Source organism: Chitinibacter fontanus (assembly GCF_013423785.1).
Lineage (GTDB): Bacteria > Pseudomonadota > Gammaproteobacteria > Burkholderiales > Chitinibacteraceae > Chitinibacter > Chitinibacter fontanus.
Map to the genome: position 1 here is coordinate 2,703,526 of NZ_CP058952.1, position 25,515 is coordinate 2,729,040.

A 25,515-nucleotide genomic window follows, 5' to 3' on the forward strand; every position below is an offset into this window, starting at 1 on the left:
GATTAGAGCGGTAAGTGCGAATAGCACTTACCGCTTTTTGCTTTTTGGATCTAATATAATTATTTAATTATTTATGTAGTGGGCTAATTGGCAATTTCTATCTGATAATAAAGCTCATATTAATTTGAAATTTTAGTTTTGTAGTTTAACTGTTTGATTTTGTAAGGGTTTTGCTGTTGTGTTGTTGGGAACGAAGTGAGGTTTTGCTGCGCAAAAAGGGTAATGCAAATATGTAATTTTTGCATTGCCTAAGTTATAATGCGGGCACTGTAAATGCGTGCGTGTTTGGTTAATATCAAGTCACAAACGCTGAGTATTGGGTTATTATCTACCTTGTCTGTAACGCACCGAAGAGTCGAAACGTGAAAAACTCCAACTTTATGGCCTATTTCTTCTTGGCCCCCGCCTTGATCTTGATGGGTGTTTTTGTATTTTGGCCCGTGGGTTTCAACACCTATTTGGCTTTTAATCATTATGAAATTGCAGGGGGAGCTGTAGAGTGGAATAACTTTGATAACTTCCGCCGCATTTGGGAAGAGGATCTTTTTCATCAAGCGGTAAAAAATTCATTGTTGTTCTTGCTAGTGGTTCCATTTATCCAGTTGCTTTCGCTGTTGATTGCTAAGCTGGTAAATAACAAGATGCCTGGCATGACCTTCTTCCGTGCGGTTTACTACATTCCAGTTATTACAGCAATTTCAATTGCCGGTATCGTTTGGCAGTTCGTATTCAAATACGATGGTATGTTGAACTCATTCCTTTCAACCATCGTTCATCTGTTCCATATTTTCCCGCAAGACAAAGTTGTTGATATCGATTGGTTGGGTGATCCAGATATCGCAATGTACTCGATCATGATTTTTACGCTGTGGAAAGGTTTGGGTTACTACATGGTACTGTATCTCGCAGGCTTACAAGCTATCCCTGCAGAGGTGGAAGAAGCCGCGATCCTTGACGGTGCAAATGCTTGGGAGCGTTTCTGGAAAATTACAATTCCTATGGTTAAACCGACCATTCTGCTGTGTACCATGCTTTCAACAATCGGTGCGTTGAAAGTGTTCCTAGAGGTATTGGTATTAACAGACGGTAAAGCAGAGACATATACCGCGCTCTACTACGTATATGACCAAGCGTTCCGCAACTATGACTTCGGCGTTGCTGCTGCAGCTGGTCTGGTTGTGACCTTCTTCTGCATGATCTTGGCCGCTATCCAATTCCGTTTCTTTGGCGATAAATAATCGGCCAACTAGGAGAAAATAATATGTTTAAGAGTAAGGAATTGAACCGCCTCGTTACGATGGCACTGCAATATGCAAGCTTGATGGCGTTCGGTTTGTTCACGATGTTTCCACTGTTGTGGGCGGTGTCGTTCGGTTTGTCGAGCGATGGTTCTTACGCCTACTTGTTCCCACAAAGTTTTGTGCCGCACGTTAGTGGCGGTGATGGTACCTACAGTATTGGTACTACCTTGGTATGGTTTGAGCGTGTATTCGTTGAAATTCCATTTTCAACTTATTTCAAAAACTCTGTGATCATTACGACCTTAGCCGTAGTGGGTACGGTGGTGATTTCAGTTCTTGCGGCCTATCCATTAGCGCGGATGCGTTTTGCTGGCCGTAATTTCATCTTTGTTGCCATTATTGCAACCTTGATGCTGCCACAAGAAACTGCCTTGGTACCGAACTACATCACCATCGTAAAGCTGGGTAACTTTGCAGATTGGCTGCAATTAACGTTGACTGGTAGCGATGCTGCGACGTGGAAAAAGCTGATTGGTATGAATAGCTATCTGGGTGTGGTATTGCCAGGTATCGCAGGTGCTTTTGGTATCTTCTTGATGAAGCAAGCGTTTGAAGCGGTTCCACAAGATTTGATTGACGCAGCCCGTGTTGACGGTGCGACAGAAATGCAGATTCTGTGGCGCGTGATGTTGCCAGTAACTACGCCTTCAATCGCTGCGTTGGCGATCTTCACCTTGGTTAACCAATGGAATGAGTACATCTGGTCTTCAATTGTGATGCGTGCAAAAACCATGCAGCCATTGGCGGTTGGTGTATTTAACGACTTAACTGGCCCGTTGTCTGGCTCGCAAAATACATTGATGGCTGCCATCGTCTTGACGGTGATCCCAGTACTCGTGTTCTTTGCCTTCACACAACGATTCTTTATCTCCGGCATGGATGGCGCTGTTAAGTAATCAGTAGCCCATGTATCGGTGTAACTACATACCTAATTTGAGAATTAAGGAAATTTAAAAATGGCTAGCGTAACTCTTAAAAACATCAAAAAGAACTACACCAAAGATGTATGTGTCATTAAAGGCGCGGATCTTGAGATCAAAGATGGTGAATTCGTTGTATTCGTAGGCCCATCTGGCTGCGGTAAATCAACGCTGATGCGTATGATTGCCGGTCTGGAAGACATTACAGCGGGTGAGTTGTACATTGGCGATACATTGTCGAATGACATCCACGCGTCAAAACGCGGTATTGCGATGGTGTTCCAGTCTTACGCACTGTACCCACACATGACTGTGTACGATAACATGGCCTTCGCTCTGAAATTGGCTGGTACACCGAAAGCCGAAATCGATCAGCGCGTGAAAAAAGCCGCTGAAGTATTGCAAATGACTCATTTGCTAGAGCGTAAACCTAAAGCATTGTCAGGTGGTCAGCGCCAGCGTGTTGCGATTGGTCGTTCAATCGTACGTAATCCAAAAGTATTCTTGTTCGACGAGCCATTGTCTAACTTGGACGCTTCATTGCGTATGAATATGCGTGTTGAATTGTCTAAATTGCACCAAGAATTGAAAACCACCATGCTGTATGTAACGCACGATCAGGTTGAGGCGATGACCTTGGCTGACCGTATCGTGGTATTCAATGCGGGTGTGATTCAGCAGGTTGGTACGCCGCTGGAAATGTACGAAAACCCATCAAACTTGTTCGTAGCTGGTTTCTTGGGCTCACCAAAAATGAATATTTTTGAAGCGCAAGTTGTTGGCGTAGAACAAAATGCAGCGGTTGTTCGTTTGCCAAAAGGCATTAGCGTACGTGCGGCAGTTAATGCTTCAACTGCGAAAGTAGGCGATAAAGTGACCTTGGGTATTCGTCCTGAGCACATCCAATTGTGCGCTGACAATGATCCAGAAGGCATTCCAGCACGTGTTGATTTGACCGAGCACTTGGGTGATATCGTATTGGCTTACGTTGAAATTCCAGGTATTAACGAAATCATTTGCGCGAAATTGCCATCAAATATGACTGGCCTGAAATATGGTGATTCAGTACGCATCAAATTCCCAGAAGCGCATAGCATGTTGTTTGATGCTGAAGGTATCGCGTTCAAACGTGTTCGTGCTTAATTATCTAAGTGTCTCAAAAAACCCGCTACGGCGGGTTTTTTTATTGCCGTGGCTGGCTGCCGCTTCTTATTTTTATTGGGTATATCCTTGTGGCCTAGTGTTTTCTTGCATTCTACGGGCATACATATGAAAAAGCCCGCGCTAGCGGGCTGTAAACTTAGGGTAATTTAAATACCTATTGAGCCGGGCTAGTGCAGCGCCGATGGATTGCCTCGATTTGTTGCAAGATCTCATCGCTTAAATGAATCTCTTGAGCTGCAATATTTTCTGCAAGCTGGTCCATCTGAGTTGCGCCAATGATAGTGCTGCTGACATACCAGCGACTATACAGCCACGCGAGGGCGAGTTGTGCGGTGCTTAAGCCATGTGTGTGAGCCAGCTCGTGATAGGCCTTAATCGCAGCGGGTACATGCGGTTTGAGGTAGCGAACACCAAAATTAGCAAATTGAGTCATCCGGCCTGAGGCTTGCGGATTGTCGATATATTTACCTGACAATAAACCAAATGCTAGCGGGCTATACGCCAGTAAACTCACTTGTTCGCGATGGCAGGCTTCACTGAGTCCGTGATCAAAATTTCGATTGATCAGGTTGTAAACATTCTGAATCGTTTGGATCGTAGGGAGATTTTCGCGCTCCGCTACTTTAATAAATTCAGCTACGCCCCATGGTGTTTCATTAGAAACCCCGATATAGCGCACTTTGCCGGCACGAACCAAGTCGGATAGTGCTGAAAGTTGCTCTTGTACGCTTGGCGCATTAGCGTATTCTTGGCTGGGCTCATAATAAGTTTGTCCAAACATCGGTACATGTCGCGCAGGCCAGTGAATTTGGTAGAGATCGAGATAATCGGTCTGCAAGCGCTGAAGAGAAGCATTACACGCAGTGATGATTTGCTCGCGTGTTAATTGTGGGCCACCACGAATCCATTCCATGCCACGATTGGGGCCTGCCACTTTGCTGGCAATGACTAGCTTATCGCGGGATTGGTGTTGCAGCCACGTGCCAATATAGCTTTCGGTTACGCCTTGGGTGCCCGCCTTGGCGGGAACAGGATACATTTCAGCGGTATCGATGAAATTAATACCCTGTGCTAAGGCATAATCGAGTTGTTGGTGGGCCTGCGACTCAGTATTTTGTTCGCCAAAAGTCATTGTCCCTAAGCAAATCTGCGAAACCTGTAGCGTAGAGCGGCCTAATTGGGTGTATTTCATGGTTTTTTGCTCGCTGCACTTACCGCGCTCACTTTGTAGCCAGCGCCACGCAAGGCCGCCAAGAGCCCATCGCTACCTTTGACTTGTGCTGCACTAACAGTAAAGAACGCATCGCCTTTGCCTAACGGAGTTTTTAGTCGTTCGACCAGCGCTTGATTGCGTTTGGCTTTATGGTTTTTGCGCCATTCTTTAAACCACGCTTGTTCTGCTTTGGGTAGGGCGATGGTTTCAAATTGGGCCAATGGATCAATCGATTCGAGATCTGATTTGATATAAGCCGCCATGTTTTTCTTATAGGCATCTTCTAGAGCGGCTTGATTGGCGATAAAGGCATCTATCAGGATCAGTTGCCGCGCCAAGGGGATGGACTGAAATGGGTTGAGCTGTTGTTCTATGCTTTCGAGGGCAAAATAGGGCTTATTAGTTTCGGTCGCATACTGGAACACGTACTCATCCATCGGCACGTTTTCTTTGCTCTGGCGCGGAGAGAACAGCAACATGGTGGCCGCCCATGGGTGCAGTTTGGCCGATACATTGGCTGGGTAGCCGCGGGCGGCAAGTAGCGGTGTGATTTTCGCGTAGCGCTCAGCCCCTAATGCATTGGCAAGTGGAGCATCCTTGCTGACCATCGCCTGAGCGAGTTGGATCGAAGAATTCATGTCGCTGTAGTATTCGGTGCCAATAAAGCGCGAATTGAGCAACGCTGGCTCAACCTCGGGCTTGAATTCAACACTGTGACCTTCCGGCGTTTGCACTGTTGCTAACAACCACGAGGGGTTGGTATTGGCGCTTTCGATTTTCCAAAGTACGGCTTTGGCATTGGTGTTCTTTTCAGCACTGGCTGAGCAGCCCATCAGGCTAAGACAGGCACAAAATGCGAGAGTCAATACAGGGTGTAAACGTGCAAACATACGAACAAACCTTTATGCAACGAGGTACGAAAGTCCATAAGTATATACGGGAGGTGAAGCGCTGCGCAGTGATTTATCGGTGTGCATGCATTGATTAATGATGTTTAATCCGGCGGCATTTTTTACTGTTATCAATTAAAAAGCCGCACCTCATCAAGGTACGGCTTTGCTTTGATTGGAAGGACTTGCTTACCAGTTGGTCTCACGCTCTGGGCTAGCTGAAATTTGGTGGATGCTTAAATCGGCTCCATTGAATTCTTCTTCATCACTGAGGCGGATACCGACCGTTTTTTTGAGTAGGCCATAAACCAGATAGCCACCGACAAAAGCAATCACCACCCCTAAGAGCGTCCCAACGAGTTGTGCCAGAATACTTACTCCGCCTATGCCACCCAAAGCTTTGCTGCCAAATAGGCCTGCAGCAATACCGCCCCATGCGCCACAAATGCCATGTAGTGGCCAGACCCCTAGTACATCATCGATCTTCCATTTGTTTTGGGTGACCGTAAACAGGTAGACAAAGATGCCGCCTGCTACACCACCAACGACCAGCGCACCAAGTGGATGCATGATATCTGAGCCAGCACAAACTGCCACCAAGCCAGCTAAAGGGCCGTTGTGGATAAACCCCGGGTCATTTTTACCCATCACCGTTGCAACTAGCGTGCCGCCCACCATGGCCATGAGTGAATTCATCGCAACCAAGCCGGAAATGCCTTCGATTTTTTGTGCGCTCATCACATTAAAACCAAACCAGCCAACAATCAGAATCCACGCGCCCAAGGCCAGAAAAGGGATGCTTGAAGGTGGATGTGCCGCAACGCGACCCTCTTTGCTGTAGCGGCCACGACGCGCACCAAGATGGAGCACCGCAGCCAAGCCAATCCAGCCGCCAACAGCATGTACAACGACCGAACCCGCAAAGTCATGGAAGGTGGCGCCAAACCACGCTTTAAATAAATCCTGCACACCATAATTGTTATTCCACATCATCCCTTCAAAGAAGGGGTAAACCAGGCCAACCAAAATGAATGTAGCGGCTGATTGCGGATGAAATTTGGCGCGCTCTGCAATCCCGCCCGATACAATCGCTGGAATAGCTGCCGCAAACGTCAGTAAAAAGAAAAATTTCACCATGCCATAGCCGCTGGCAGCATTGAGCTCGCTGACCGGAACAAGCATATGAACGCCATAGGCAATGGTATAGCCAACAAAAAAGTAGGCAATCGCTGATACTGCAAAATCGGTCAGGATCTTAACTAGGGCATTCACCTGATTTTTTTTGCGCACAGTACCGAGCTCCAGAAATGCGAAGCCGGCATGCATTGCCAAAATCATAATCGCGCCCAATAAAATAAACAGTACGTCCGTACTGGTGCGAAAAGCGTCCATGTGTACTCTCGTGTGTGATCATTTTTATGGCATGTGCACTAGCAAAGAGCGTGCCAGCGCTCAAAGCTGGTGCGAAGTGAAGATATTCGTCGGCGGTTTGGTGCTCTGTTGAATATCTTTGCTTGATTATGGTGCGTTGAGCGGTGTGTGATCGTGGTCTTTGCGTTAATTTGGTGCGCAGGTTTGAGCTGAAGGGCTACCAAATTAGCTGAGGAAGGAATGCCGTTTGTATAGTTTTAATGGGTATGTGCTTGCGGATATTTATTAATATGCCTTCATAGCCCATACATGCCATAGTATGCCGCGTTAGATCATGCCAAGACGTAAAAAAACCCGCCGTGGCGGGTTTGGATGGCTTAGCCTTAATGCTTAGGCTTTTTGTGCTCGCTCGTAGCTCGTCATGATTTCAGCTTCGGCAGCGGCTTTGTCGCCCCAGCCAGTCACTTTAACCCACTTGCCTTTTTCTAGGTCTTTGTAGTGCTCGAAGTAGTGTTTTACTTGGGCGAGCAGCAATTCTGGAATGTCTTCCAGTTTTTCGATGTGAGCGAACATCGCACAGACTTTCGGTACAGGAACGGCAATGACTTTGGCGTCCATGCCCGATTCGTCTTCCATGCCCAAGACACCCACTGCACGGCATTTGATGACCATACCTGGTGCTAATGGGAATGGGGTGTAAACCAGCACATCTACAGGATCACCATCCAGTGACAAGGTGTGTGGCACGAAACCGTAGTTCATTGGGTAAGACATTGAAGTACCCACGAAACGGTCAACGATGATCGCGCCAGATTCTTTGTCGAATTCGTATTTTACTGGTGGTGCATTGGCAGGAATTTCAATGATGACGTTGAAATCTTCCGGCAGGTTTTTACCTGCGGCAATTTTGCTGATGTCCATGAGCTCTAATCCTGAGGGTCTAGTTTGACAAACCCCGCGATTATATACGCCCAGCTCACCAAACTGATAGCGTCAGATCACTTTATCTAATCATTTTCATGTATTTTGCATCGCAATATATATTGTGTTTTGCTGGCAGCATATACAATTAAAAAGCCCGCATTATTTGGATTAAGCCAATGAAACCACATTATCTAGCCCCGCTATTTGATCCCCGCGTTATTGCGGTGATTGGTGGTTCTGAAACACCAGGCTCGGTTGGTGAAAAAGTAATGCGTAACCTGGTGGATTCGGGTTATACCGGCAAAGTGTTTCCGGTTAATTTGCGCCATCAAACCGTTTTTGGGCTTGAAACAGTCAAAACGATAGCCAAAGTTACGGAAAAAGTGGATTTGGCTATTCTCACCACGCCTAGCAAAACGCTGGCCGAGTTAATCGAAGGTTGCGGCAAGCAAGGCATTCGTTTTGTGATGGTGATGTCGTGGGACTTTGTGGGCACCGACGCCAAAGGCAAAGTCTTACTCGATAAAATTCTCGCGCGTGCGCGGCAATATGGCATGCGTATTCTCGGGCCGACTGCATTTGGTTTTATTCGTGCCCCTAGCAAATTACTGGCCTGTAATCATCAAGGCAAAGTCAAAAATGGCAGCATGGCCTTGGTGTCGCAATCTTCGGCGGTGACCTCAGCGATTCTGGATTGGGCAGAATCACAGGATTTGGGTTTTTCGTCGGTTGTATCACTCGGCACTGCCGCTGATATTGATGTGGGTGATGTGCTTGATTATCTGGTTGCCGACCCGAAGACCAAATCAATTTTGCTATACATCGAGGATTTAAAAGATGCGCGCCTGTTTATGTCGGCGCTGCGAGCTGCTTCGCGCTCCAAAGCGGTGTTGGCCTTGAAGGTTGGACGATTTGATCATGATGATCGAATAGGGCGTACCCACTCGGAACGCCTAATCGGTGGCGATGACGTATTCGATGTTGCACTCAAGCGCGCCGGGGTATTGCGTCTGCGCTCGATTAATCAATTATTTACTGCCGCACGTGTTTTGGATGGCTCCTATAAGACCAAAGGGCGGCGTCTGGCGATTATTACCAACGGGATAGGCGCTGGGATGATGGCGGTCGATCGGGCTCATGAATTGCATGTGCAATTGCCACGCTTAAGTGCCGAGACGATTGCCAAGCTGGACGCTTTCTTACCGCCGCAAGCTCAGCACCATAACCCCGTGGATATTTTGGGCGATGCTAGTGCCGAACGCTTCAAGATCGCGACGGAGATCGTATTGCACGATCCCAACATTGACGGAGTACTGGTGGTGTTCACCCCACAAAGTGGCACCGATGATATGGCTACAGCAGAAGCAATGATTGCTTTGCGGCGAACCACTGAAAAGCCAATTTTACTGTCGTGGATTGGTGGTAAAAAAGTTGAAGGAAGCCGAAAACTACTCTCGAAAGCACAGTGTGCGCACTTTAGTTCACCTGAAAATGCCGTAGAGGTGTTTTACTCGCTGGCGTCATGGCAGTACAACCAACAATTATTGCTACAGACGCCCGCACCGATTGGCGAAATGGAAGAGCCCGACTTTGAAACGGCACACATGATTATTGAAGGTGTCTTAGCCAGCGGGCGCGAAGTGCTCGACGAAGTCGAATCCAAAGCGTTGCTGCGTGCCTTCCATATTCCGGTTACCCTCACGGTGCGCGCTAAAACCGCTGATGACGCGGTGACTGCGGCCATGGGCTTGGGCTTGCCCGTGGCGCTGAAAATCGATGCCGAAGGCATCCTGCACAAAACCGATATCGACGGCGTGGTACTCAACCTCAATAGTTTGGTGCAAGTCGCATCCGAGTCGAACAAAATGCTTGCTCGTGCACATGACCGGCTCGGCTCGGAACACGTTCGTGGTTTGGTGATTCAGCCCATGCATGGTAAAAAATCGGGCCGCGAGTTGATGGTTGGTGTCTCGCGTGATCGCGCCTTTGGTCCAGTGATTACTTTCGGTTTTGGTGGTATTGCCGTGGAGGTATTTAACGATGTGGCAGTCTCGTTGCCGCCTCTGAACGAATACCTCGCAGAAAACTTAATTCGCCGCACACGTGTCAAAAAAATGCTTGGTGCATTTCGTAATCAGCCGCCCGTTGATATGGCTGCCGTTAAAATGGTGTTGATGCGTGTTTCTGAAATGGTGTGCGAATTGCCGCAGATTCAGCAAATGGACATTAACCCTTTGGTCGCTGATGAAAATGGTGTTGTTGCCGTCGATGCGAAAATCATTATCGCGCCCGTTCCTGAGCAGGCACGACGGTATAGCCATATGGCGATACACCCTTATCCGGCGCATCTGGCTAGTGTGACGCAGCTTAAAAATGGTATGCCCATGGCCTTGCGGCCAATTCGCCCAGAAGATGCAGAGTTAGTGGCGACTTTTGTGAGTAATCTTTCTGATGAAAGCCGCTATAACCGCTTTATGAGCACCTTGAAAACCTTGCCTCAGGCATTGCTTGCGCGCTTTACTCAGCTCGATTACACGCGGGAAATGGCAATTGTTGCCACGGTGGAAACTGGCGGTGGTGAAATGATTATTGGTGTGGCGCGTTTTACCGCAAACCCCGATCGCGATAGTTGTGAATTTGCGGTTGTGATTGACGATCGCTGGCAAGGAAAGGGGCTTGGGGTAAGATTGATGGATGCGCTATTTAATGCTGCGCGTGATATGAATCTAAAAGTAATTGAAGGCGAGGTGCTCAGTAGTAATAAGACCATGCTTGCCTTTATGAAACATTTGGGCTTTAGTATTGGGCCACATCCAGATGATGATGGCCTTAAATGGGTGGTAAAACCGTTAAACTGATAGGAGCAATGCATGACTGCAATCGTTGATATTGAAGGCGTTGGTGAAGCATATGCAGCAAAATTAAAAGATGCTGGTATCGCCACGGTTGAGGCTTTGCTGGAAAAAGGCAAAACCCCCAAAGGGCGCGACGAATTAGCAGAAGCAACTGGTATTTCTGGCAAGCTCATTCTCAAATGGGTAAACCATGCTGATTTATTCCGCATTAAAGGGGTGGCGGGCCAATTTGCCGAATTGCTCGAAGCGGCTGGAGTGGATACTGTTGCAGAATTGGCTCGACGTAATGCTGCAAACCTAGCCGAGGCATTGGCTAAAACTAATGAAGAGAAAAAACTCTCAGGCTCAACGCCGAGCGAGTCACAAGTGGCAAACTGGATTGCTGAAGCAAAAGACTTGCCGCGTGGGGTTGAATACTGATTTGCTCTAGTTTGGGGTAGAGTGCAATTGAATAAAGGCAGCTTTGGCTGCCTTTATTTGTTATGGCGATAGCGCAAAAATTATGTCAAACCAAGCAAAATTCTACTTTGAGTAGCCTCGGTGACTATTCGGAAGTAATACAGATTTTCTGTGCGAAAATTGCATAATAATGTTTAGCAGAACTGGTGAGAGTTATGTCTAGGGATGTGCTTGAGATATGAACAGATATGAACATGACGGTAAGTCATTGATCTAAAATATGGCGCGTCCAGCAGGAATCGAACCTGCGACCTTCAGCTTCGGAAACTGACACTCTATCCAACTGAGCTATGGACGCCGAGAGAGGCCAGATAATAACTGCTTTGGAACTGTGCGTCTAGCAGGCTAGAGCTTGTAGTGCTGGGGATTAGCGGTATAATTGCACACTAGAAAAGCTATATAAGCTCGATTATTAACGACTTCTACAAGGGATGACAGCATGAGCGGATCCAACGCAACTGCGTCTAAGGGCGTTGCTGGTATGGTTCTGGCAGCTTTGATTGGCGTGCCACTGGTTGTATATTTGCTGATTAAATTATTTACATCTGGCATGTCGACTAATCTGACTAGCTCGACAATGACCTCAGAAGCCGTGTCTGCACGGTTGCAGCCTGTCGGTGTTGTGAAAGTCGTTGAAGGTGGTGCGCCAGGTTCACGTACAGGTAAAGGTGTTTTTGAAAGTGTTTGTATCTCCTGTCACGGGGCTGGTCTGGCCGGTTCGCCTAAATTTGGTGATGCTGGAGCTTGGGGCGCTCGTATTGCTCAGGGTTTTGACACGCTGACTAAACACGCGCTGGGTGGCTTTAACGCGATGCCTGCTAAGGGCGGCGCAGCTGATTTGACTGATGATGAAGTTAAGCGCGCGGTTGCCTATATGGCCAATGCGGGTGGTGCGAAATTTACTGAGCCTCCTGTCGCTGGTGCTGCGGCTGGCGGTGCGGTTGATCCAAACACCAAAGGTAAAGAAATTTATGGCTCTACCTGTGTGGCCTGTCATGGCTCGGGTGCTGCTGGCGCACCAAAATTTGGTGATAAAGCGGCGTGGGCTCCACGTTTGAAAGATGGTGTTGATGCTGCAATTGCCATTGGGGTGAAAGGTTTAAATGCAATGCCGCCTAAAGGTGGTTACGCTGGCTCGGATGAAGAGTTTAAGGCAGCAGCGCTGTATATGATTAATTCATCGAAATAATTAGCGCTAATGCAATAAAAAACGCCGCAGATTGCGGCGTTTTTTATTGGTGCGTGTTTTATTCTTTATCGAGCGTTTTACTCAAATTACGCGGCGTATCGATATTGTTGCCGCGGCTAAGTGCGGTGAAGTAGCTCAATAACTGAAAGGTTATGCTATATAAAATCGGGTTTAACAACGGCAGTTTGCGAGGCATTTTAATATAGTGAAAATGCTCACTGGAATTTAGCTCCACGTCGCTGAGCAGATAAATCTCACCTTGCCGAGCTTTTACCTCCTGTAAATTAGCGAGCATTTTGTCGGCATATTGATCCCATGGCAGGCAAGCCAGTACGGGGATATTTTGATTAATTAGGGTCACGGGGCCATGCTTGATTTCGCCAGTCGGATAACCTTCAGCATGCAGGTAGCAAACCTCTTTCATCTTCTGTGCGGCCTCGAGGGCAACAGGTAATTGAATATTACGCCCGATCAAAAACACATTTTCCAGCTGTGCCAATGAGCGAGCCCATAATTTCAGTTGGGGGCTCAATTGCAGCGTTTCTGCTATTGCGCGGGGCAATTGATTGAGTTCTGCAATGGCGGCGCTGGAAAAATGTTGCCGTCCCTCGGCTAACTTTAGCGCGACGAAATAGAGGCATAGCAATTGGGTCGAGAAGGTTTTGGTTGAAGTGGCGCCAATTTCTTTCCCTGCAAATTGCCCTAAGTGATATTTGCACAATTTACCCAAGGTGCTGGTGTTTTGATTAGAAACCAGTAAAGTCTCTGTATAGCCGATTTGTTTCGCCAATCGTAATGCTGCAACCGTATCTGCAGTTTCACCCGATTGAGATACGGCAATAACCAAGGTGTCTGGTTCAAAGAGAGTCTGTTGCCGATAGCGAAACTCACTTGCAAATTCAACTCTAACGGGAATGCCTGCCAATTGTTCGATCCAGTATTGCGCAATGGCCGTTGCATGATGGCTAGAGCCACTAGCTAACATTAATACTCGCTGATAGCGATGTGATGATCCGGTCTGGTTCAAAAATTGGGCCAACTGATTATCAAGATAATGATTAATCAGTTGTGCCATGATTAATGGCTGTCCCATGATGTCGGCTAGCATGTGATGTGCAAAATGGCCAGCCATATGCGCCGGAACGGGGTCTTTACGCAAGAGTTCAGCATTGGCGCCATAGCAACTGACTTTATGTGGAGTTAGCTCGGCAATTTCCAAATTGTCTAGCTGCACTAATAATGCGGCATGTTCACGAATTAAATTGGGCTCATTGGAAAAGTAGCAGCCATTGGGCGTTTGAGCGATATACAGTAGCGGGCCTTTGCTGGCACATAGCAAACAATCTTCTTGTTCCGCCTCAACAACACAACATGCGAAATACCCGATGATCTCTTGCATAGTTAATTGCAATGCGAGCCGCAGGTTACGATGTTTACGGTTATGCCAATCGATTAAGGCGGCCACAACGTCTTCTTTACGTTGCAGATTTTGCGCATAACCCAGAGCTTCTAGTTTGCTAACTAATTGAGCTAAGTTTTCAATATGGCCCAGTACAGCCAATAGTAATCGCTCCCGAAATGCAATGGGGCTGTTGTTATGCGGATAAAGGCTCAAATCGAGCAAGCCAACTGCAGCACTGGCATTGAGCTCACTGGCTCGGTTGGGATGTTCAATTGTGACTTGATGGCCTTGTGCATAGCCGTAGCTGAGATGGTAAGTCTGTTGGCCGAGCTGACTAATGGCGTGGCTTAAAATTACGCTGGCATCGTGGGTGGCAATGGCGCCGATCAATATGCTCATCGAAAGTAGGCTTCAATTTTGTTCTGAGATATTTATATCCTAGTCGGCGCTTGACGTCGCGCAAAGCGCTAATTTGGCTCGCTTAGGGTTTGGAGCAGGGCTAAATTTGGTGCTCTGAGGTAGAATAGCGACCTTTAGATTCGAGCTGCTGCCGCCTGATTGATGTGGGTGGCGCTAATTGTCTGATTAAATAGAGAATTCAAATGGCCAAAGTGAGCAAACCGCAGTTGCCCGAAAGCTATGAAGCTGGCGTGGCCGAGCTCGATGCGCTGATTGCCCAAATGGAAGCTGGGCAAATGCCGCTGGAGGCCAGTCTGGCGGCTTACCAGCGTGGTACCGAGCTGCTACGTTTTTGCGAGAGCAAGCTGGCCGCCGCTGAACAGCAAGTTAAAATTCTGGAAGCGGGCGAGCTCAAACCCATGTCGGATACAGGGGCGTAATAAAGCATGACAGCAACTGCATTGCAATTTAAAGATTGGATGGGGCAAGTGCAGGCTCAGATGGAAAGTGCCTTGAGCCACTATCTGCCAGCCAGTACCCATATTCCCGAGCGCCTGCATGATGCCATGCGGTATAGCGTGCTCGATGGCGGTAAACGCGTGCGTCCTTTGCTGGTGTTTGCGGCTGGGCAATTGGTCGATGCCGAACCGCAACGCTTGCAAGCGGTGGGCGCTGCCGTGGAAATGATCCACGCATATTCATTGGTGCACGACGATATGCCACCGATGGACAACGACGTATTGCGCCGTGGTAAGCCAACCGTTCACATAGCCTTTGGTGAAGCGACTGCTTTGCTGGCGGGCGATGCGCTGCAAACTGCGGCGTTTGATGTGTTAACAGCCAGTACTTTGGCAGATCAGCCACAAGATCAATTGAAAATGGTCAATATTCTGGCCCGTGCTTCCGGTAGTCTGGGTATGTGTGGCGGACAAGGCATTGATTTATATAGTGTGGGGCAAGCGCTCACCCTGCCTGAGCTAGAGCATATGCACATTCTGAAAACCGGTGCGCTGATTCGCGCCGCCGTGTTGCTCGGCTCGTATTGTGGCACGCCGCTCAGCGATGAGCAGCGTACTGACTTGGATCATTACGCCAAATGTATTGGCCTGGCGTTTCAGGTGGTTGATGATATTCTCGATTGTGAAGCCGATTCGGCCACCCTCGGTAAAACCGCGGGCAAAGATGCCGCAAACAATAAACCGACCTATGTGGCATTACTTGGAATGAAGGGGGCGAAGCAGAAGGCTGAAGAGTTGAAACAAGCCGCGTTTACAGCCTTGGCTTCATTTGGTGAAAAAGCCCAGTTATTGCATGCCCTTGCTGGGTATATTGTTGATCGCAAGTATTAATATTGTCTTCAGGCTTATACCCTGTGGATGGGATGAAGTGAAATGAATTGCCCTGTGAAATATCCCTTACTCGATTCGATTGATAGCCCGCACGATCTGCGCAAAATTGATCGCAAAGATCTGCCGCAAGTGGCGCAAGAAGTGCGCCAGTTTTTGTTGGGCTCGGTCAGCCAAACTGGCGGCCACTTTGCTTCCAACTTGGGCGCGGTTGAGCTGACTGTGGCGCTGCACTATGTGTTTGAGACGCCGCACGATCGTTTGGTATGGGATGTAGGGCATCAAAGTTACCCGCACAAAATCCTGACTGGCCGTAAACATCGCATGCACACGATGCGCCAACAGGGCGGTCTGGCTGGTTTTCCCAAGCGCGATGAATCCGAATATGACACTTTTGGCGTGGGCCACTCGTCGACTTCAATTGGCGCTGCGCTCGGTATGGCTGAAGCCGCGCTTTTGAAAGGCGAAAAGCGCAAAGCGATTGCCGTGATTGGCGATGGCGCAATGACGGCCGGGCAGGCGATTGAAGCACTGTTTAACGCCGGCCATCGCGATTTAACCGATCTGCTGGTGATCTTGAACGACAACGAAATGTCGATCTCACCGAATGTGGGCGCGTTTAATAATTATTTGGCCAAGCTGTTGTCGGGCAAATTTTATAACGGTATTCGCCAAGCTTCGGGCAAAGTGCTCGATGCAATGCCGCCGCTCAAAGAGCTGGCGAAAAAGGGTGAAGAAAGCGTAAAGGGCTTTCTGACCCCTGGCACTTTGTTTGAAGAAATTGGCTTTAACTATATTGGCCCGATTGACGGCCACGATATGGAAACGCTGGTATCGACATTATCTAATATTAAAGAGCTGCACGGCCCGCAGTTTTTGCACGTCGTCACCAAAAAAGGCAATGGGTATAAGCTGGCAGTGGCCGACCCAGTTAAGTATCACGCGGTTACCCCCTTTACGCCTGAAGACGGTATGACGGCGGGCAAGAGCGGTGGCAAGCCAAGTTTTACGCAGGTATTTGGCGACTGGCTGTGTGACATGGCCAAGCTCGATGAGAAGCTGATTGGCATTACACCAGCCATGCGCGAGGGTAGCGGCATGGTGCGTTTTCATGCCGAGCATCCTGATCGCTATTTTGATGTCGGTATCGCCGAGCAACACGCAGTGACGTTTGCCGGTGGTTTGGCCTGTGAAGGGCTAAAACCCGTCGTGGCGATTTATTCAACATTTTTGCAACGCGCGTATGACCAACTCATCCACGACGTTGCACTACAAAATCTCGATGTCACGTTTGCTATTGACCGCGCCGGTTTAGTTGGGGCCGATGGCCCAACGCACGCAGGTAGCTTTGATTTGTCTTATCTGCGCTGCATTCCGAATGTGGCCATTTTGGCTCCGGGCGACGAAAACGAATGCCGACAAATGCTGTATACCGCGTACCAATACCCGGGCACGGCCTGTGTACGCTACCCGCGTGGTAGCGGTATGGGTGCGAAGGTTGAGGCCAATATGGTCGCGCTGCCTTGGGGCAAGGGCGAAATTCGCCGTGAAGCGGCGCCAAGCGAAGGCAAAAAAGTCGCGATCTTGGCCTTTGGCACGGTGCTGGAGCCTGCTCTGAAAGCGGCTGAGGCGCTCAATGCCACAGTTGCCAATATGCGCTTTATCAAGCCGCTGGATACTGAGCTAGTGGCATCGCTGGCCGCAAGTCACGATCTGATCGTGACGGTGGAAGACAATGCGATTATGGGTGGCGCGGGTAGTGCCGTGATCGAAGCGATGATGGCGAACGGCATTTGCAAACCGGTGCTGCAATTAGGCTTGCCGGATAGCTATGTTGAACATGGCGAGCAAAAAGCCATCCTAGCCCTCTGTGGCCTTGATGCGACGGGCATTGCAGCGAGTATTGAGCAAAAACTAGCCACGCTGTAATTCGCACCGAACTTCATTCATTACCGCAGGGCTGCCCATGCACACTTTGGAACAACTGTGTACCGGGCAGCTGCTCGGTATCACTCGCCTCGATTTGTCGGCCAATCTCAGCGAATTTCCGCGCCAGATTTTTGAGCTGGCGGATACCTTAGAAATCCTCAATCTTTCCGGCAACCAGCTCAACAGCTTGCCCGACGATTTGCCACGACTGCACAAGCTGAAGGTCATTTTCTGCTCCGATAATCACTTTACCGAGCTGCCCGCCGTGCTCGGGCAATGCGCGCAGTTGGAAATGGTGGGCTTTCGCGCCAATCAAATCAGCCACGTTCCTGCCGCTGCTTTGCCAGTGCAATTGCGTTGGCTGATTTTGACCGACAATCAACTGACGCAATTGCCGGAACAATTAGGTCAAGCTACGCGGCTGCAAAAGCTGATGCTGGCGGGCAATCAACTGAGCGAATTGCCTGCCACGCTGGCCAACTGCCACAATCTCGAATTAGTGCGTATCGCCGCGAATCGCTTTGAAGCGCTCCCAGAATGCCTACTCAACTTGCCTAAACTCGCGTGGCTGGCCTTTGCGGGTAACCCGTGTGCCGATCGCGTTGAAGCGGCGATGGTGGCGAAGTACTCCGTGCCAATGGTGAGTTGGAACGAATTGCGCTTGGGCGATATGCTGGGCGAGGGCGCATCGGGGCAGATTTTTGCTGCAGATTGGTTTGAACACGGCGTGCAGCAAGGGCGACGCGTAGCGGTCAAACGCTTTAAATCGGCCGTCACCAGCGACGGTGTGCCGCGTTGTGAAATGGATGCGTGCATCGCCGCGGGCACGCACCCCAATTTAATCCCCGTACTTGCCCAGATTGACGATGCAAGCAAGCCTGCGCTGGTGCTGGGACTCATCGATCAGGACTATCAAATCCTTGCAGGGCCACCTAGCTTGGCAAGCTGTACGCGCGACATTTTTACGCCTGAGACGCAATTCACACTGCACGTGATTTTGAATATTTTGCAGGGTATAGCCTCGGCAATATTGCAAACCAATGCTCATGGCTTAATACATGGTGACGTATATGCGCATAATATTCTGTATAGGGTCGATGGCGAATGCTTGTTGGGTGATCTAGGCGCAGCATCTTTTATGCCAGCGGAACATCGCAGTGCGTTAATGGCCATTGAAATGCGGGCTTTTTCCTGTTTGCTTGATGATTTGTTAAGTCGCTGTTCTGTAGCGGCAGATCATCAGCAATGGCTTGCCTTGCGGGAATTGCAGCAGCAATGTGGCAATGCAGAACTGCGCTTAAGACCTGACATGCCATGGGTGGCCGCAAAATTGGCCCAAATTAGTGCGCGAGTGATTGAGTGATTATGATGCTAGATGCCATCTGGGCTTAGGGATGGCTTAAGGGCTCGCCGCGGCCTACTAGATAGAGCAGGCGTTTGAGGGCGGCCATGTCGATTGGTTTACTTAAGTAATCATTCATGCCCGCTGCTAAATAATGATCGCGAGCCTCGCTCAGCACATCTGCAGTTAGTGCAACAATAGGCAAACGAGTAAATGAGCCACCCAATTGCCGAATCCGGCGAGTGGCCTCCGCACCATCCATGACTGGCATTTGCCCATCCATTAATATCAGGTCAAATTGCGCTTGCTGTACTGCATTGATGGCTTCTTCGCCATTATTGGCAAAAGAAACCTGTTGACCCAGTTTCTGTAATAAGGCGCCAATCACCTTCAAATTAATTGGATTATCATCCACGGCTAAAATGCGGAGACTAGAGAGCTGTTCGTGATCGGCAGCGGCGCTTGTGGCAACGGGTGCCTCGCAATCATGACGCGGTAAATTAACGGTGAAGATCGAACCTTGGCCCAAGGTGCTTTCAACGCTGATGTCTCCTCCCATCATTTCCATCAATGTGCGCGATATTTCCAGACCTAAACCTGTGCCGCCATATTTGCGGGTGGTCGATGTGTCGCCTTGGTTAAAGCGCTGAAATAACTGCGATAAAGTTTGGGCGCTCATACCAATACCGCTGTCTTTCACCGCAATTTGAAAATGCTCTGGTTGAACCTCTAGGCTAATCTCGACTTGTCCGCATTCCGTAAATTTCACGGCATTGCCAATTAAATTGAACATGACTTGCCGTACACGGACTTCATCCCCCAATTGCCAGTGATGAAAATCATCCGGCAAATTCAGTTGTAATCCAACTTGCTTGATTTGTGCCTGGCCGAGTAATAGCTGCTGCACTTCATTGAGCAAGCGTGCCAAATCATAGGGCTGGTTTTCTAGTGTGAGTTTGCCCGACTCCAGTTTGGCAACATCTAAAATATCATTGAGTAAGGCAAGTAAGTGGCGGGCAGAATTGCGTGCCGTGTCGGTTAATTCGCGTTGGCGAGGGTTTAAGCTGGTATCTGCTAGTAAATCGAGCATCCCGACGACGCCATTCATCGGGGTGCGAATTTCGTGGCTCATATTGGTCACAAACTGGGTTTTGGCATTGCTGGTTTGCTGAGCCATCAGACTGGTTTGTTCCAGTGTGTGATTAAGGACTTCTAATTCGATTTGTCGCTTATTTGCTAAGGCATATTGGCGATAAATCATAATCATCAGCCCGATCAGCAAGATAAACTGAAAAACGGCAATCAGGGTGGAAATCAGCGCTTGTTGCTGCACTGTTTTCGAGCGGATATCGGCTTCGTGAGCTGAACCTAGATTTGCTTGTAGCAAAAACTGCCCGATGCCTTCTTCGAGTAAATTCAGCCGTGCCTGAAGCGATCTGAGCCACATTGCATCGTAGTCTTGAATGGTTTGTCCATTAAGACGCTCATCACCGAATTTCACTAGCTCAGTGATGGCTTGCACTGTTTTCTGGTTAGCTGGCTGGCTTGATAAGGGGAGAGCCGTTTTTGCGTGCAAGATGATTTCGACACGGCTGACAAACATGTCATACCGCGTTTGCAAGCGTTCAAGCTCCGCCGGATTACCCTGCGTGAGGAGTGTACGGTCAATCTGAGCTTGCAGGCGATGGTATTCAATACTCAACTGCGTGTAGGGCCACACCGCATTATCCACGCCAACCGGCGCGTACTGGCGCAGGGTGCTCAATTGCCGTAACTGAAAAAACACAATCAGTACGAAAGTGAGTAATAAAAAAATCGCCGCAGAGATCAGGATTGATCGCTCTGCTTGGCGCCAGCGATTTAATAGCTGGCGCATGGTCTAATCATCCTTGCGCGGCATTATTGCACCTCAATGGTGGCAATTTGCCAAGCTGAACGACCATAAAATAGCTCGCTTTGTAGTGCTTTATTGCTGTCGTACGGATAAACCAAAAACAGTGGGCCTTTATCACGCGGCATCAATAGTTTGCCATTCAAGGTACGCGCCAATATCGGGCGATACTTGCTCGCATCTTCAAGTGGCACCATGGTGGCATAATCGTTCAGTGCTTTAATTTGCAACTGCGTACCGCTTGCGCCGACCAGGGCTAGTACATCTTTTAGCAATGGGCCGCGAAAGACACTTTCGCCCGGATACCATGGGTTGGTGGTTTTGATTTCAGCCCAGGGTAACTTATCCAGTTGTTTGGCATCGAGTACCGCCAGATTTCCCTGATTTTTATTGCTAATTTTCCCGCTGAGCGTAAGTACGGCTTTACCAGCGGGGGGATCGAGAGCAACCGCATAGGTGGAAAAAACCAGCATCAACGCTGAAATCAATACGCCCCAAGGTTTCATGCTTCACTCCTTAGTTTCAACCGCAATAAACTCAGCGTAGACCAGAAAAGTAGATTTGATAACTGAGCCCCAGTAGCCTGGCAGTGGTAGTTATGGCGTATGGTCGGTGCTTCTCAATATTTCGTAGCAATAAAAAACCGGCCCTTAGGCCGGTTTTTGTGGGTATTGCTTGCAGATACTCACTAAACGAGGAGCTTGGCGCTATACCCTTAGTTATGCAGTGCCAACATCAAGCCATTCAGACGTTTAACAAACGCTGATGGATCTTCCAGTTGGCCGCCTTCCGCCAGCAGCGCTTGGTCAAACAGCAATTGCGTCCAGTCACCAAACTTGTCGCTCGCTGATTCGGCTTTCAGTTTGCCGACCAATGGGTGCGTCGGGTTCACTTCTAAGATTGGTTTGCTACCTTGCACGTCTTGGCCGGCTGATTTGAGCAAGCGCTCCAAGTTCGCGCTCATGTCGTTGTTTTCAACCACGAGGCAAGCTGGGCTGTCGGTCAGGCGATGCGTCACGCGAATGTCTTTGACCGATTCGCCGAGTACCGATTTCATTTGCTCCAGCACGTCTTTCAGTTCGGTCGCGGCAGCTTCTTGCTGTTTCTTTTCTTCTTCGTCGGTAAATTGCTCCAGATCCAGCTCGCCCTTGGCAACCGATTGCAGTTTTTTACCTTCGAATTCAGTTAGACCCGAGAAAGCCCACTCATCAACGCGGTCGCTCAGCAAGAGTACTTCGATGCCTTTTTTGCGGAAGACTTCGAGGTGCGGGCTGTTTTTCGCTGCGGCGTATGAATCCGCAGTGATGAAGTAGATCTGCTCTTGGCCTTCTTTCATGCGGCCCAGATAGTCTTTCAGCGATACGGTTTGTTCGGCCGAATCATTGTGCGTTGACGCAAAACGGCACAGACCGGCAATGCGCTCTTTGTTGGCGAAGTCTTCGCCGACGCCTTCTTTCAGCACTTTGCCAAATTCGCGCCAGAACGTGGCGTATTTCTCTTGATCTGCTGCTTCTTCCGAGTTTGCCAAGCCTTCGAGCATGCCAAGGACTTTTTTCACGCAACCGGATTTGATCTGCTCGATGTCTTTGCTGTGCTGCAAGATTTCGCGAGATACGTTCAGCGGCAGGTCAGACGAGTCGATCACGCCGCGGATAAAGCGCAGGTATTGCGGCAGCAATTTTTCGCTGTCTTCCATGATAAATACACGGCGTACGTAGAGCTTCACGCCATGACGGCGCTCACGGTCGTACAAGTCGAATGGCGCGCGTTGCGGTACATACAAGAGCTCGGTGTATTCCTGACGGCCTTCGACTTTAGCGTGGCTCCACGCCAATGGCGCTTCGTAGTCGTGCGCAACGTGTTTGTAGAATTCGGTGTATTGCTCATCGGTAATTTCTGATTTGCTGCGCGTCCACAAGGCGTTGGCTTGGTTAACGGTTTCTTCGCCTTCGGCCGGTTTGATCGAGCCGTCTTCATTGTAGCCCGCTTGCGCTGGCATCAGGATCGGTAGCGTGATGTGGTCAGAATATTTACGGATGATGGAACGCAGTTTCCAGTCGCTGAGGAATTCTTCTTCGCCTTCTTTCAGGTGCAGCACGATTTCAGTACCGCGGCTTTCTTTAGCAACATCTTCCAGTGTGAATTCGCCATCGCCTGCTGACACCCATTGCGTTGCGCCAGTTTCGCCCGCGCGACGCGTGGTGAGTGTTACTTTGTCGGCAATGATAAACGCCGAATAGAAACCCACGCCGAATTGACCGATCAGATGCGCGTCTTTTTGCGCGTCGCCTGAGAGCTGGCTGAAGAATTCTTTAGTACCTGAGCGCGCGATCGTTCCGATGTTTTTGATCACTTCTTCGCGGCTCATCCCGATACCGTTGTCGGCGATCGTGATGGTTTTCGCGTCTTTATCAAAAGAGACGCGGATTTTGAGTTCAGCATCGTTGCCGTACAGGCTGTCGTTATTGATCGCTTCAAAGCGCAGCTTGTCGCACGCGTCGGACGCATTCGAGACCAGCTCGCGCAGGAAAATCTCTTTGTTGGAATACAAAGAGTGAATCATCAATTGCAGTAGTTGTTTAACTTCGGCCTGAAAGCCTAGGGTTTCTTTACTCATGGTTTTTATTTCCCTAATAAGTGGGTTGCAGACAATGGAGGATAAATGGGGCTGCTTTAACGCTCTTCAAGACCCTGCGTGCAGCAGGGAGATTGATTTGGGTCGATTGCGAGTTAGGCAAATGATTTAAAACGTTGTTTTGTGGCTAACTCGCGATTTACTGACAAGAGTTGTGAGCAAAAGCTTGTTATAGTGTCGTCAATCAGGGAAAACGGCAGAGGTCGGTATGTTGCGTCGTGTGGTGTTTAATCAGAAGGGTGGGGTGGGTAAGTCAACCATTACGGTTAATCTCGCGGCGGTCGCTGCTGCGCAAGGCAAGCGGGTATTGGTCGTAGATCTAGACCCGCAGGGCAATAGCAGCCATTACCTACTGGGTGCATCAGCGAGTGAGGCCACGCCGACGCTGGCTGATTTTTTTGAGCAGGTGCTTAATTTCTCGCTGTATGCCAAAGGCCCCGCCGAGTTTGTTCATGCCACGCCGTTTCCCAATCTGTTTATTATGCCCTCGCACCCAGCGATTGCCGAGCTGCAAGTTAAACTAGAGTCGCGTTACAAAATCTACAAATTGCGCGAAACGCTGGCTGAGCTGACCGGCCAGTTTGACGAGGTGTATATCGATACGCCGCCGGCGCTTAATTTCTTTACCTTGTCGGCCTTGATTGCCGCCACCGGCTGCCTGATTCCGTTTGATTGCGATACTTTTTCACGTGATGCGCTACTGGGGTTGATCGCACGCGTGGAGGAAATCCGGCAGGATCATAATGCCGAGTTGCAAATCGAAGGGATTGTGGTCAATCAATATCAGCCGCGTGCCAGCTTGCCGCAGCGCTTGGTGCAAGAGCTGGAAGCGCAGCATTTGCCGGTGCTGAAAACCCGGCTGTCGAGCTCGGTGAAAGTGCGCGAATCGCACGATAAGGCCGCGCCGCTGATTGCACTCGATGCCAAGCATAAATTGGCACAAGAATTCACAGCGCTGTATGGCGAATTGTCAGGTGTGGCGCAAGACGCGTATATTGCTGAGTAAACCAAAATAAATATCGAGGATGAGCGAGATATGACGCCAACGACCAAAACTGGCCGTGTCCTGATTGTTGACGATGAACCGTTTAATCTAGAAATTTTGTCCGAGCATCTGAATGATGCGGGCTACGAAACCGCTACCGCGATGGATGGCGAAGAGGCGTGGGAAGTGCTGCAGGCTGATCGCATCGGCTTTGACACCATCTTGCTCGACCGGATGATGCCGCGCATGGACGGCATGCAAGTGCTGGCTAAACTCAAGCAGCACCCCGAGTTTCAGCATATTCCGGTGATTATGCAAACCGCAGTAGGCGCCGCCGAAAACGTGCAGGAAGGACTTGCTGCTGGTGCGTATTACTATCTGATCAAGCCGTTTCAGCGTGAAATGTTACTGGCGATTGTGGCTGCCGCGGTGGGTTTTCACACCGAGCGCAGCCAGCTGGAACGCGAGATTTCTGAGCACGCCGATTCCTACAAGCTGCTGGTCAATGGGCAATTTCATTTTCGCACCTTAGATGAGGCTCGCCAGCTCACGCTTTTGTTGTCCCGCGCTTGCCCAGATCCGCAGCGCGTCGCCTTGGGTTTGTCGGAGTTACTGGTCAATGCGGTCGAGCATGGCAATTTGGCGATTAGCTACGGAGAAAAAACGCGGCTATTACAAATGGGCCGCTGGCAGGATGAGGTTGAAGCGCGCCTATTAGATCCTCGATATAACACCCGCAAGGTTGTCGTTAGCTTTACTAGCGCCGAGCAAGAGGTGCAAATTCGTATCAAAGACCAAGGCAGCGGTTTTGATTGGCAACCGTTTTTGGAGTTCTCACCTGAGCGCGCTTTTGATCCGCATGGGCGTGGTATCTCTATGGCTCGCATGATGTCATTTGATAGTGTCGAATATCAAGGCTGCGGCAATGATGTGCTGGTTCGCATCCGCAAATGATTTAGCAATGGATTAATAATTGTTTCGCTATCGTAAAGCTTTTCTCGCCATTTTCCGCACCCTGTTATTGATGCTGCTGTTTTATATGCTAATGGAATACGGGCTGGATTTGCTTGATCAGGTGTGGATTTTGCATCTGGACTCCCGCTGGAAGGCCTTTGGGTTGTTGCTGGGATTTAATATTATTTTGGCGTGTTCTTTGCCAGGGGCGATTGAGCAATTCAAACAAATATTGGCTGAAAGTCGCCAAGGCTCGCAATAGTCATAAGTACGCAAAGATAGTACCCAGTAAAAAGCCCGATTATGCAATCGGGCTTTTTACTGGGTATTGCCATGCGGTGCTTGT

At 49.2% G+C, this 25,515-nt stretch carries 21 protein-coding genes and 1 tRNA gene; 13 read left to right on the top strand and 9 right to left on the bottom strand.

What is annotated here, in order from left to right:
* Positions 1 to 362: 362 nt before the first annotated feature.
* From HZU75_RS12920 to HZU75_RS12930, 3 genes are read left to right on the top strand one after another with little or no spacing between them, the layout of a single operon-like run.
* Positions 363 to 1,238 carry a carbohydrate ABC transporter permease gene (locus tag HZU75_RS12920; protein ID WP_228028057.1) on the top strand — a complete coding sequence of 292 codons (876 nt, stop codon included), beginning with the start codon at positions 363 to 365 and terminating at the stop codon, positions 1,236 to 1,238.
* Positions 1,239 to 1,261: 23 nt separating this feature from the next.
* Positions 1,262 to 2,197: a carbohydrate ABC transporter permease gene (locus HZU75_RS12925; RefSeq protein ID WP_180306435.1), complete on the top strand. Its 936-nt coding sequence runs from the start codon at positions 1,262 to 1,264 to the stop codon at positions 2,195 to 2,197.
* A gap of 60 nt (positions 2,198 to 2,257) precedes the next feature.
* The gene (locus HZU75_RS12930; RefSeq protein ID WP_180306436.1) at positions 2,258 to 3,364 is read left to right on the top strand and encodes an ABC transporter ATP-binding protein; all 1,107 of its coding nucleotides are present in this window, start codon (positions 2,258 to 2,260) and stop codon (positions 3,362 to 3,364) included.
* Positions 3,365 to 3,539: 175 nt separating this feature from the next.
* Here HZU75_RS12930 and HZU75_RS12935 read toward each other — a convergent pair whose 3' ends face one another.
* The 4 genes from HZU75_RS12935 to ppa all read right to left on the bottom strand — a co-directional run bounded on the left by HZU75_RS12935 (position 3,540) and on the right by ppa (position 7,780).
* Positions 3,540 to 4,577, bottom strand: a complete 1,038-nt coding sequence (locus HZU75_RS12935) for an NADP(H)-dependent aldo-keto reductase (protein ID WP_180306437.1) — start codon at positions 4,575 to 4,577, stop codon at positions 3,540 to 3,542.
* The gene (locus HZU75_RS12940; protein WP_180306438.1) at positions 4,574 to 5,488 is read right to left on the bottom strand and encodes a TraB/GumN family protein; all 915 of its coding nucleotides are present in this window, start codon (positions 5,486 to 5,488) and stop codon (positions 4,574 to 4,576) included. Before HZU75_RS12940 ends, HZU75_RS12935 begins: the two co-directional genes overlap by 4 nt.
* Before the next feature lie 189 nt (positions 5,489 to 5,677).
* A complete protein-coding gene (locus HZU75_RS12945) occupies positions 5,678 to 6,880 on the bottom strand; it encodes an ammonium transporter (protein WP_180306439.1) in 1,203 nt (400 codons plus the stop codon).
* 369 nt (positions 6,881 to 7,249) lie between these two features.
* On the bottom strand, positions 7,250 to 7,780 hold the full coding sequence (gene ppa, locus HZU75_RS12950; protein WP_028449269.1) for an inorganic diphosphatase: 531 nt from the start codon (positions 7,778 to 7,780) through the stop codon (positions 7,250 to 7,252).
* Positions 7,781 to 7,959: 179 nt separating this feature from the next.
* On the opposite strand from ppa, the gene HZU75_RS12955 reads away from it, so the two are divergent.
* Complete coding sequence (locus HZU75_RS12955) at positions 7,960 to 10,641, top strand: bifunctional acetate--CoA ligase family protein/GNAT family N-acetyltransferase (protein ID WP_180306440.1); 2,682 nt, start codon at positions 7,960 to 7,962, stop codon at positions 10,639 to 10,641.
* Between the two features lie 12 nt (positions 10,642 to 10,653).
* A complete protein-coding gene (locus HZU75_RS12960; RefSeq protein ID WP_180306441.1) occupies positions 10,654 to 11,058 on the top strand; it encodes a DUF4332 domain-containing protein in 405 nt (134 codons plus the stop codon).
* Positions 11,059 to 11,318: 260 nt separating this feature from the next.
* Here the strand turns inward: HZU75_RS12960 and HZU75_RS12965 are convergent.
* Positions 11,319 to 11,395 (bottom strand) — tRNA-Arg (locus tag HZU75_RS12965).
* Positions 11,396 to 11,536: 141 nt separating this feature from the next.
* On the opposite strand from HZU75_RS12965, the gene HZU75_RS12970 reads away from it, so the two are divergent.
* Positions 11,537 to 12,286 carry a c-type cytochrome gene (locus HZU75_RS12970; protein ID WP_180306442.1) on the top strand — a complete coding sequence of 250 codons (750 nt, stop codon included), beginning with the start codon at positions 11,537 to 11,539 and terminating at the stop codon, positions 12,284 to 12,286.
* 58 nt (positions 12,287 to 12,344) lie between these two features.
* Here the strand turns inward: HZU75_RS12970 and HZU75_RS12975 are convergent, their stop codons facing one another.
* The gene (locus HZU75_RS12975; protein ID WP_180306443.1) at positions 12,345 to 14,087 is read right to left on the bottom strand and encodes an isomerizing glutamine--fructose-6-phosphate transaminase; all 1,743 of its coding nucleotides are present in this window, start codon (positions 14,085 to 14,087) and stop codon (positions 12,345 to 12,347) included.
* 203 nt (positions 14,088 to 14,290) lie between these two features.
* On the opposite strand from HZU75_RS12975, the gene HZU75_RS12980 reads away from it, so the two are divergent.
* From HZU75_RS12980 to HZU75_RS12995, 4 genes are read left to right on the top strand one after another with little or no spacing between them, the layout of a single operon-like run.
* Positions 14,291 to 14,527, top strand: a complete 237-nt coding sequence (locus HZU75_RS12980; RefSeq protein ID WP_180306444.1) for an exodeoxyribonuclease VII small subunit — start codon at positions 14,291 to 14,293, stop codon at positions 14,525 to 14,527.
* 6 nt (positions 14,528 to 14,533) lie between these two features.
* Positions 14,534 to 15,436, top strand: coding sequence for a polyprenyl synthetase family protein (locus HZU75_RS12985; protein WP_180306445.1), 903 nt, complete (start codon positions 14,534 to 14,536; stop codon positions 15,434 to 15,436).
* Between the two features lie 42 nt (positions 15,437 to 15,478).
* Complete coding sequence (gene dxs / locus HZU75_RS12990; protein WP_180306446.1) at positions 15,479 to 17,362, top strand: 1-deoxy-D-xylulose-5-phosphate synthase; 1,884 nt, start codon at positions 15,479 to 15,481, stop codon at positions 17,360 to 17,362.
* Between the two features lie 37 nt (positions 17,363 to 17,399).
* Complete coding sequence (locus HZU75_RS12995; protein WP_180306447.1) at positions 17,400 to 18,725, top strand: leucine-rich repeat-containing protein kinase family protein; 1,326 nt, start codon at positions 17,400 to 17,402, stop codon at positions 18,723 to 18,725.
* A gap of 25 nt (positions 18,726 to 18,750) precedes the next feature.
* On the opposite strand, the gene HZU75_RS13000 is transcribed toward HZU75_RS12995, so the two are convergent.
* The 3 genes from HZU75_RS13000 to htpG all read right to left on the bottom strand — a co-directional run bounded on the left by HZU75_RS13000 (position 18,751) and on the right by htpG (position 23,212).
* Positions 18,751 to 20,580, bottom strand: a complete 1,830-nt coding sequence (locus tag HZU75_RS13000) for a hybrid sensor histidine kinase/response regulator (RefSeq protein WP_180306448.1) — start codon at positions 20,578 to 20,580, stop codon at positions 18,751 to 18,753.
* 23 nt (positions 20,581 to 20,603) lie between these two features.
* The gene (locus HZU75_RS13005) at positions 20,604 to 21,101 is read right to left on the bottom strand and encodes a putative pterin-binding protein (RefSeq protein ID WP_180306449.1); all 498 of its coding nucleotides are present in this window, start codon (positions 21,099 to 21,101) and stop codon (positions 20,604 to 20,606) included.
* A 209-nt stretch (positions 21,102 to 21,310) separates the two neighbouring features.
* Positions 21,311 to 23,212 (bottom strand): molecular chaperone HtpG, encoded by a 1,902-nt coding sequence (gene htpG / locus HZU75_RS13010; RefSeq protein WP_180306450.1) that lies wholly within the window; start codon positions 23,210 to 23,212, stop codon positions 21,311 to 21,313.
* A gap of 226 nt (positions 23,213 to 23,438) precedes the next feature.
* Between htpG and HZU75_RS13015 the strand changes: the two genes are divergently transcribed.
* Genes HZU75_RS13015 through HZU75_RS13025 form a run of 3 tightly spaced genes read left to right on the top strand, consistent with a single transcriptional unit; the run spans position 23,439 to position 25,431 of the window.
* Positions 23,439 to 24,236, top strand: a complete 798-nt coding sequence (locus HZU75_RS13015) for a ParA family protein (protein ID WP_228028058.1) — start codon at positions 23,439 to 23,441, stop codon at positions 24,234 to 24,236.
* Positions 24,237 to 24,266: 30 nt separating this feature from the next.
* The gene (locus HZU75_RS13020; RefSeq protein ID WP_180306451.1) at positions 24,267 to 25,169 is read left to right on the top strand and encodes a response regulator; all 903 of its coding nucleotides are present in this window, start codon (positions 24,267 to 24,269) and stop codon (positions 25,167 to 25,169) included.
* A gap of 19 nt (positions 25,170 to 25,188) precedes the next feature.
* Complete coding sequence (locus HZU75_RS13025; RefSeq protein ID WP_180306452.1) at positions 25,189 to 25,431, top strand: hypothetical protein; 243 nt, start codon at positions 25,189 to 25,191, stop codon at positions 25,429 to 25,431.
* Positions 25,432 to 25,515 lie beyond the last annotated feature (84 nt).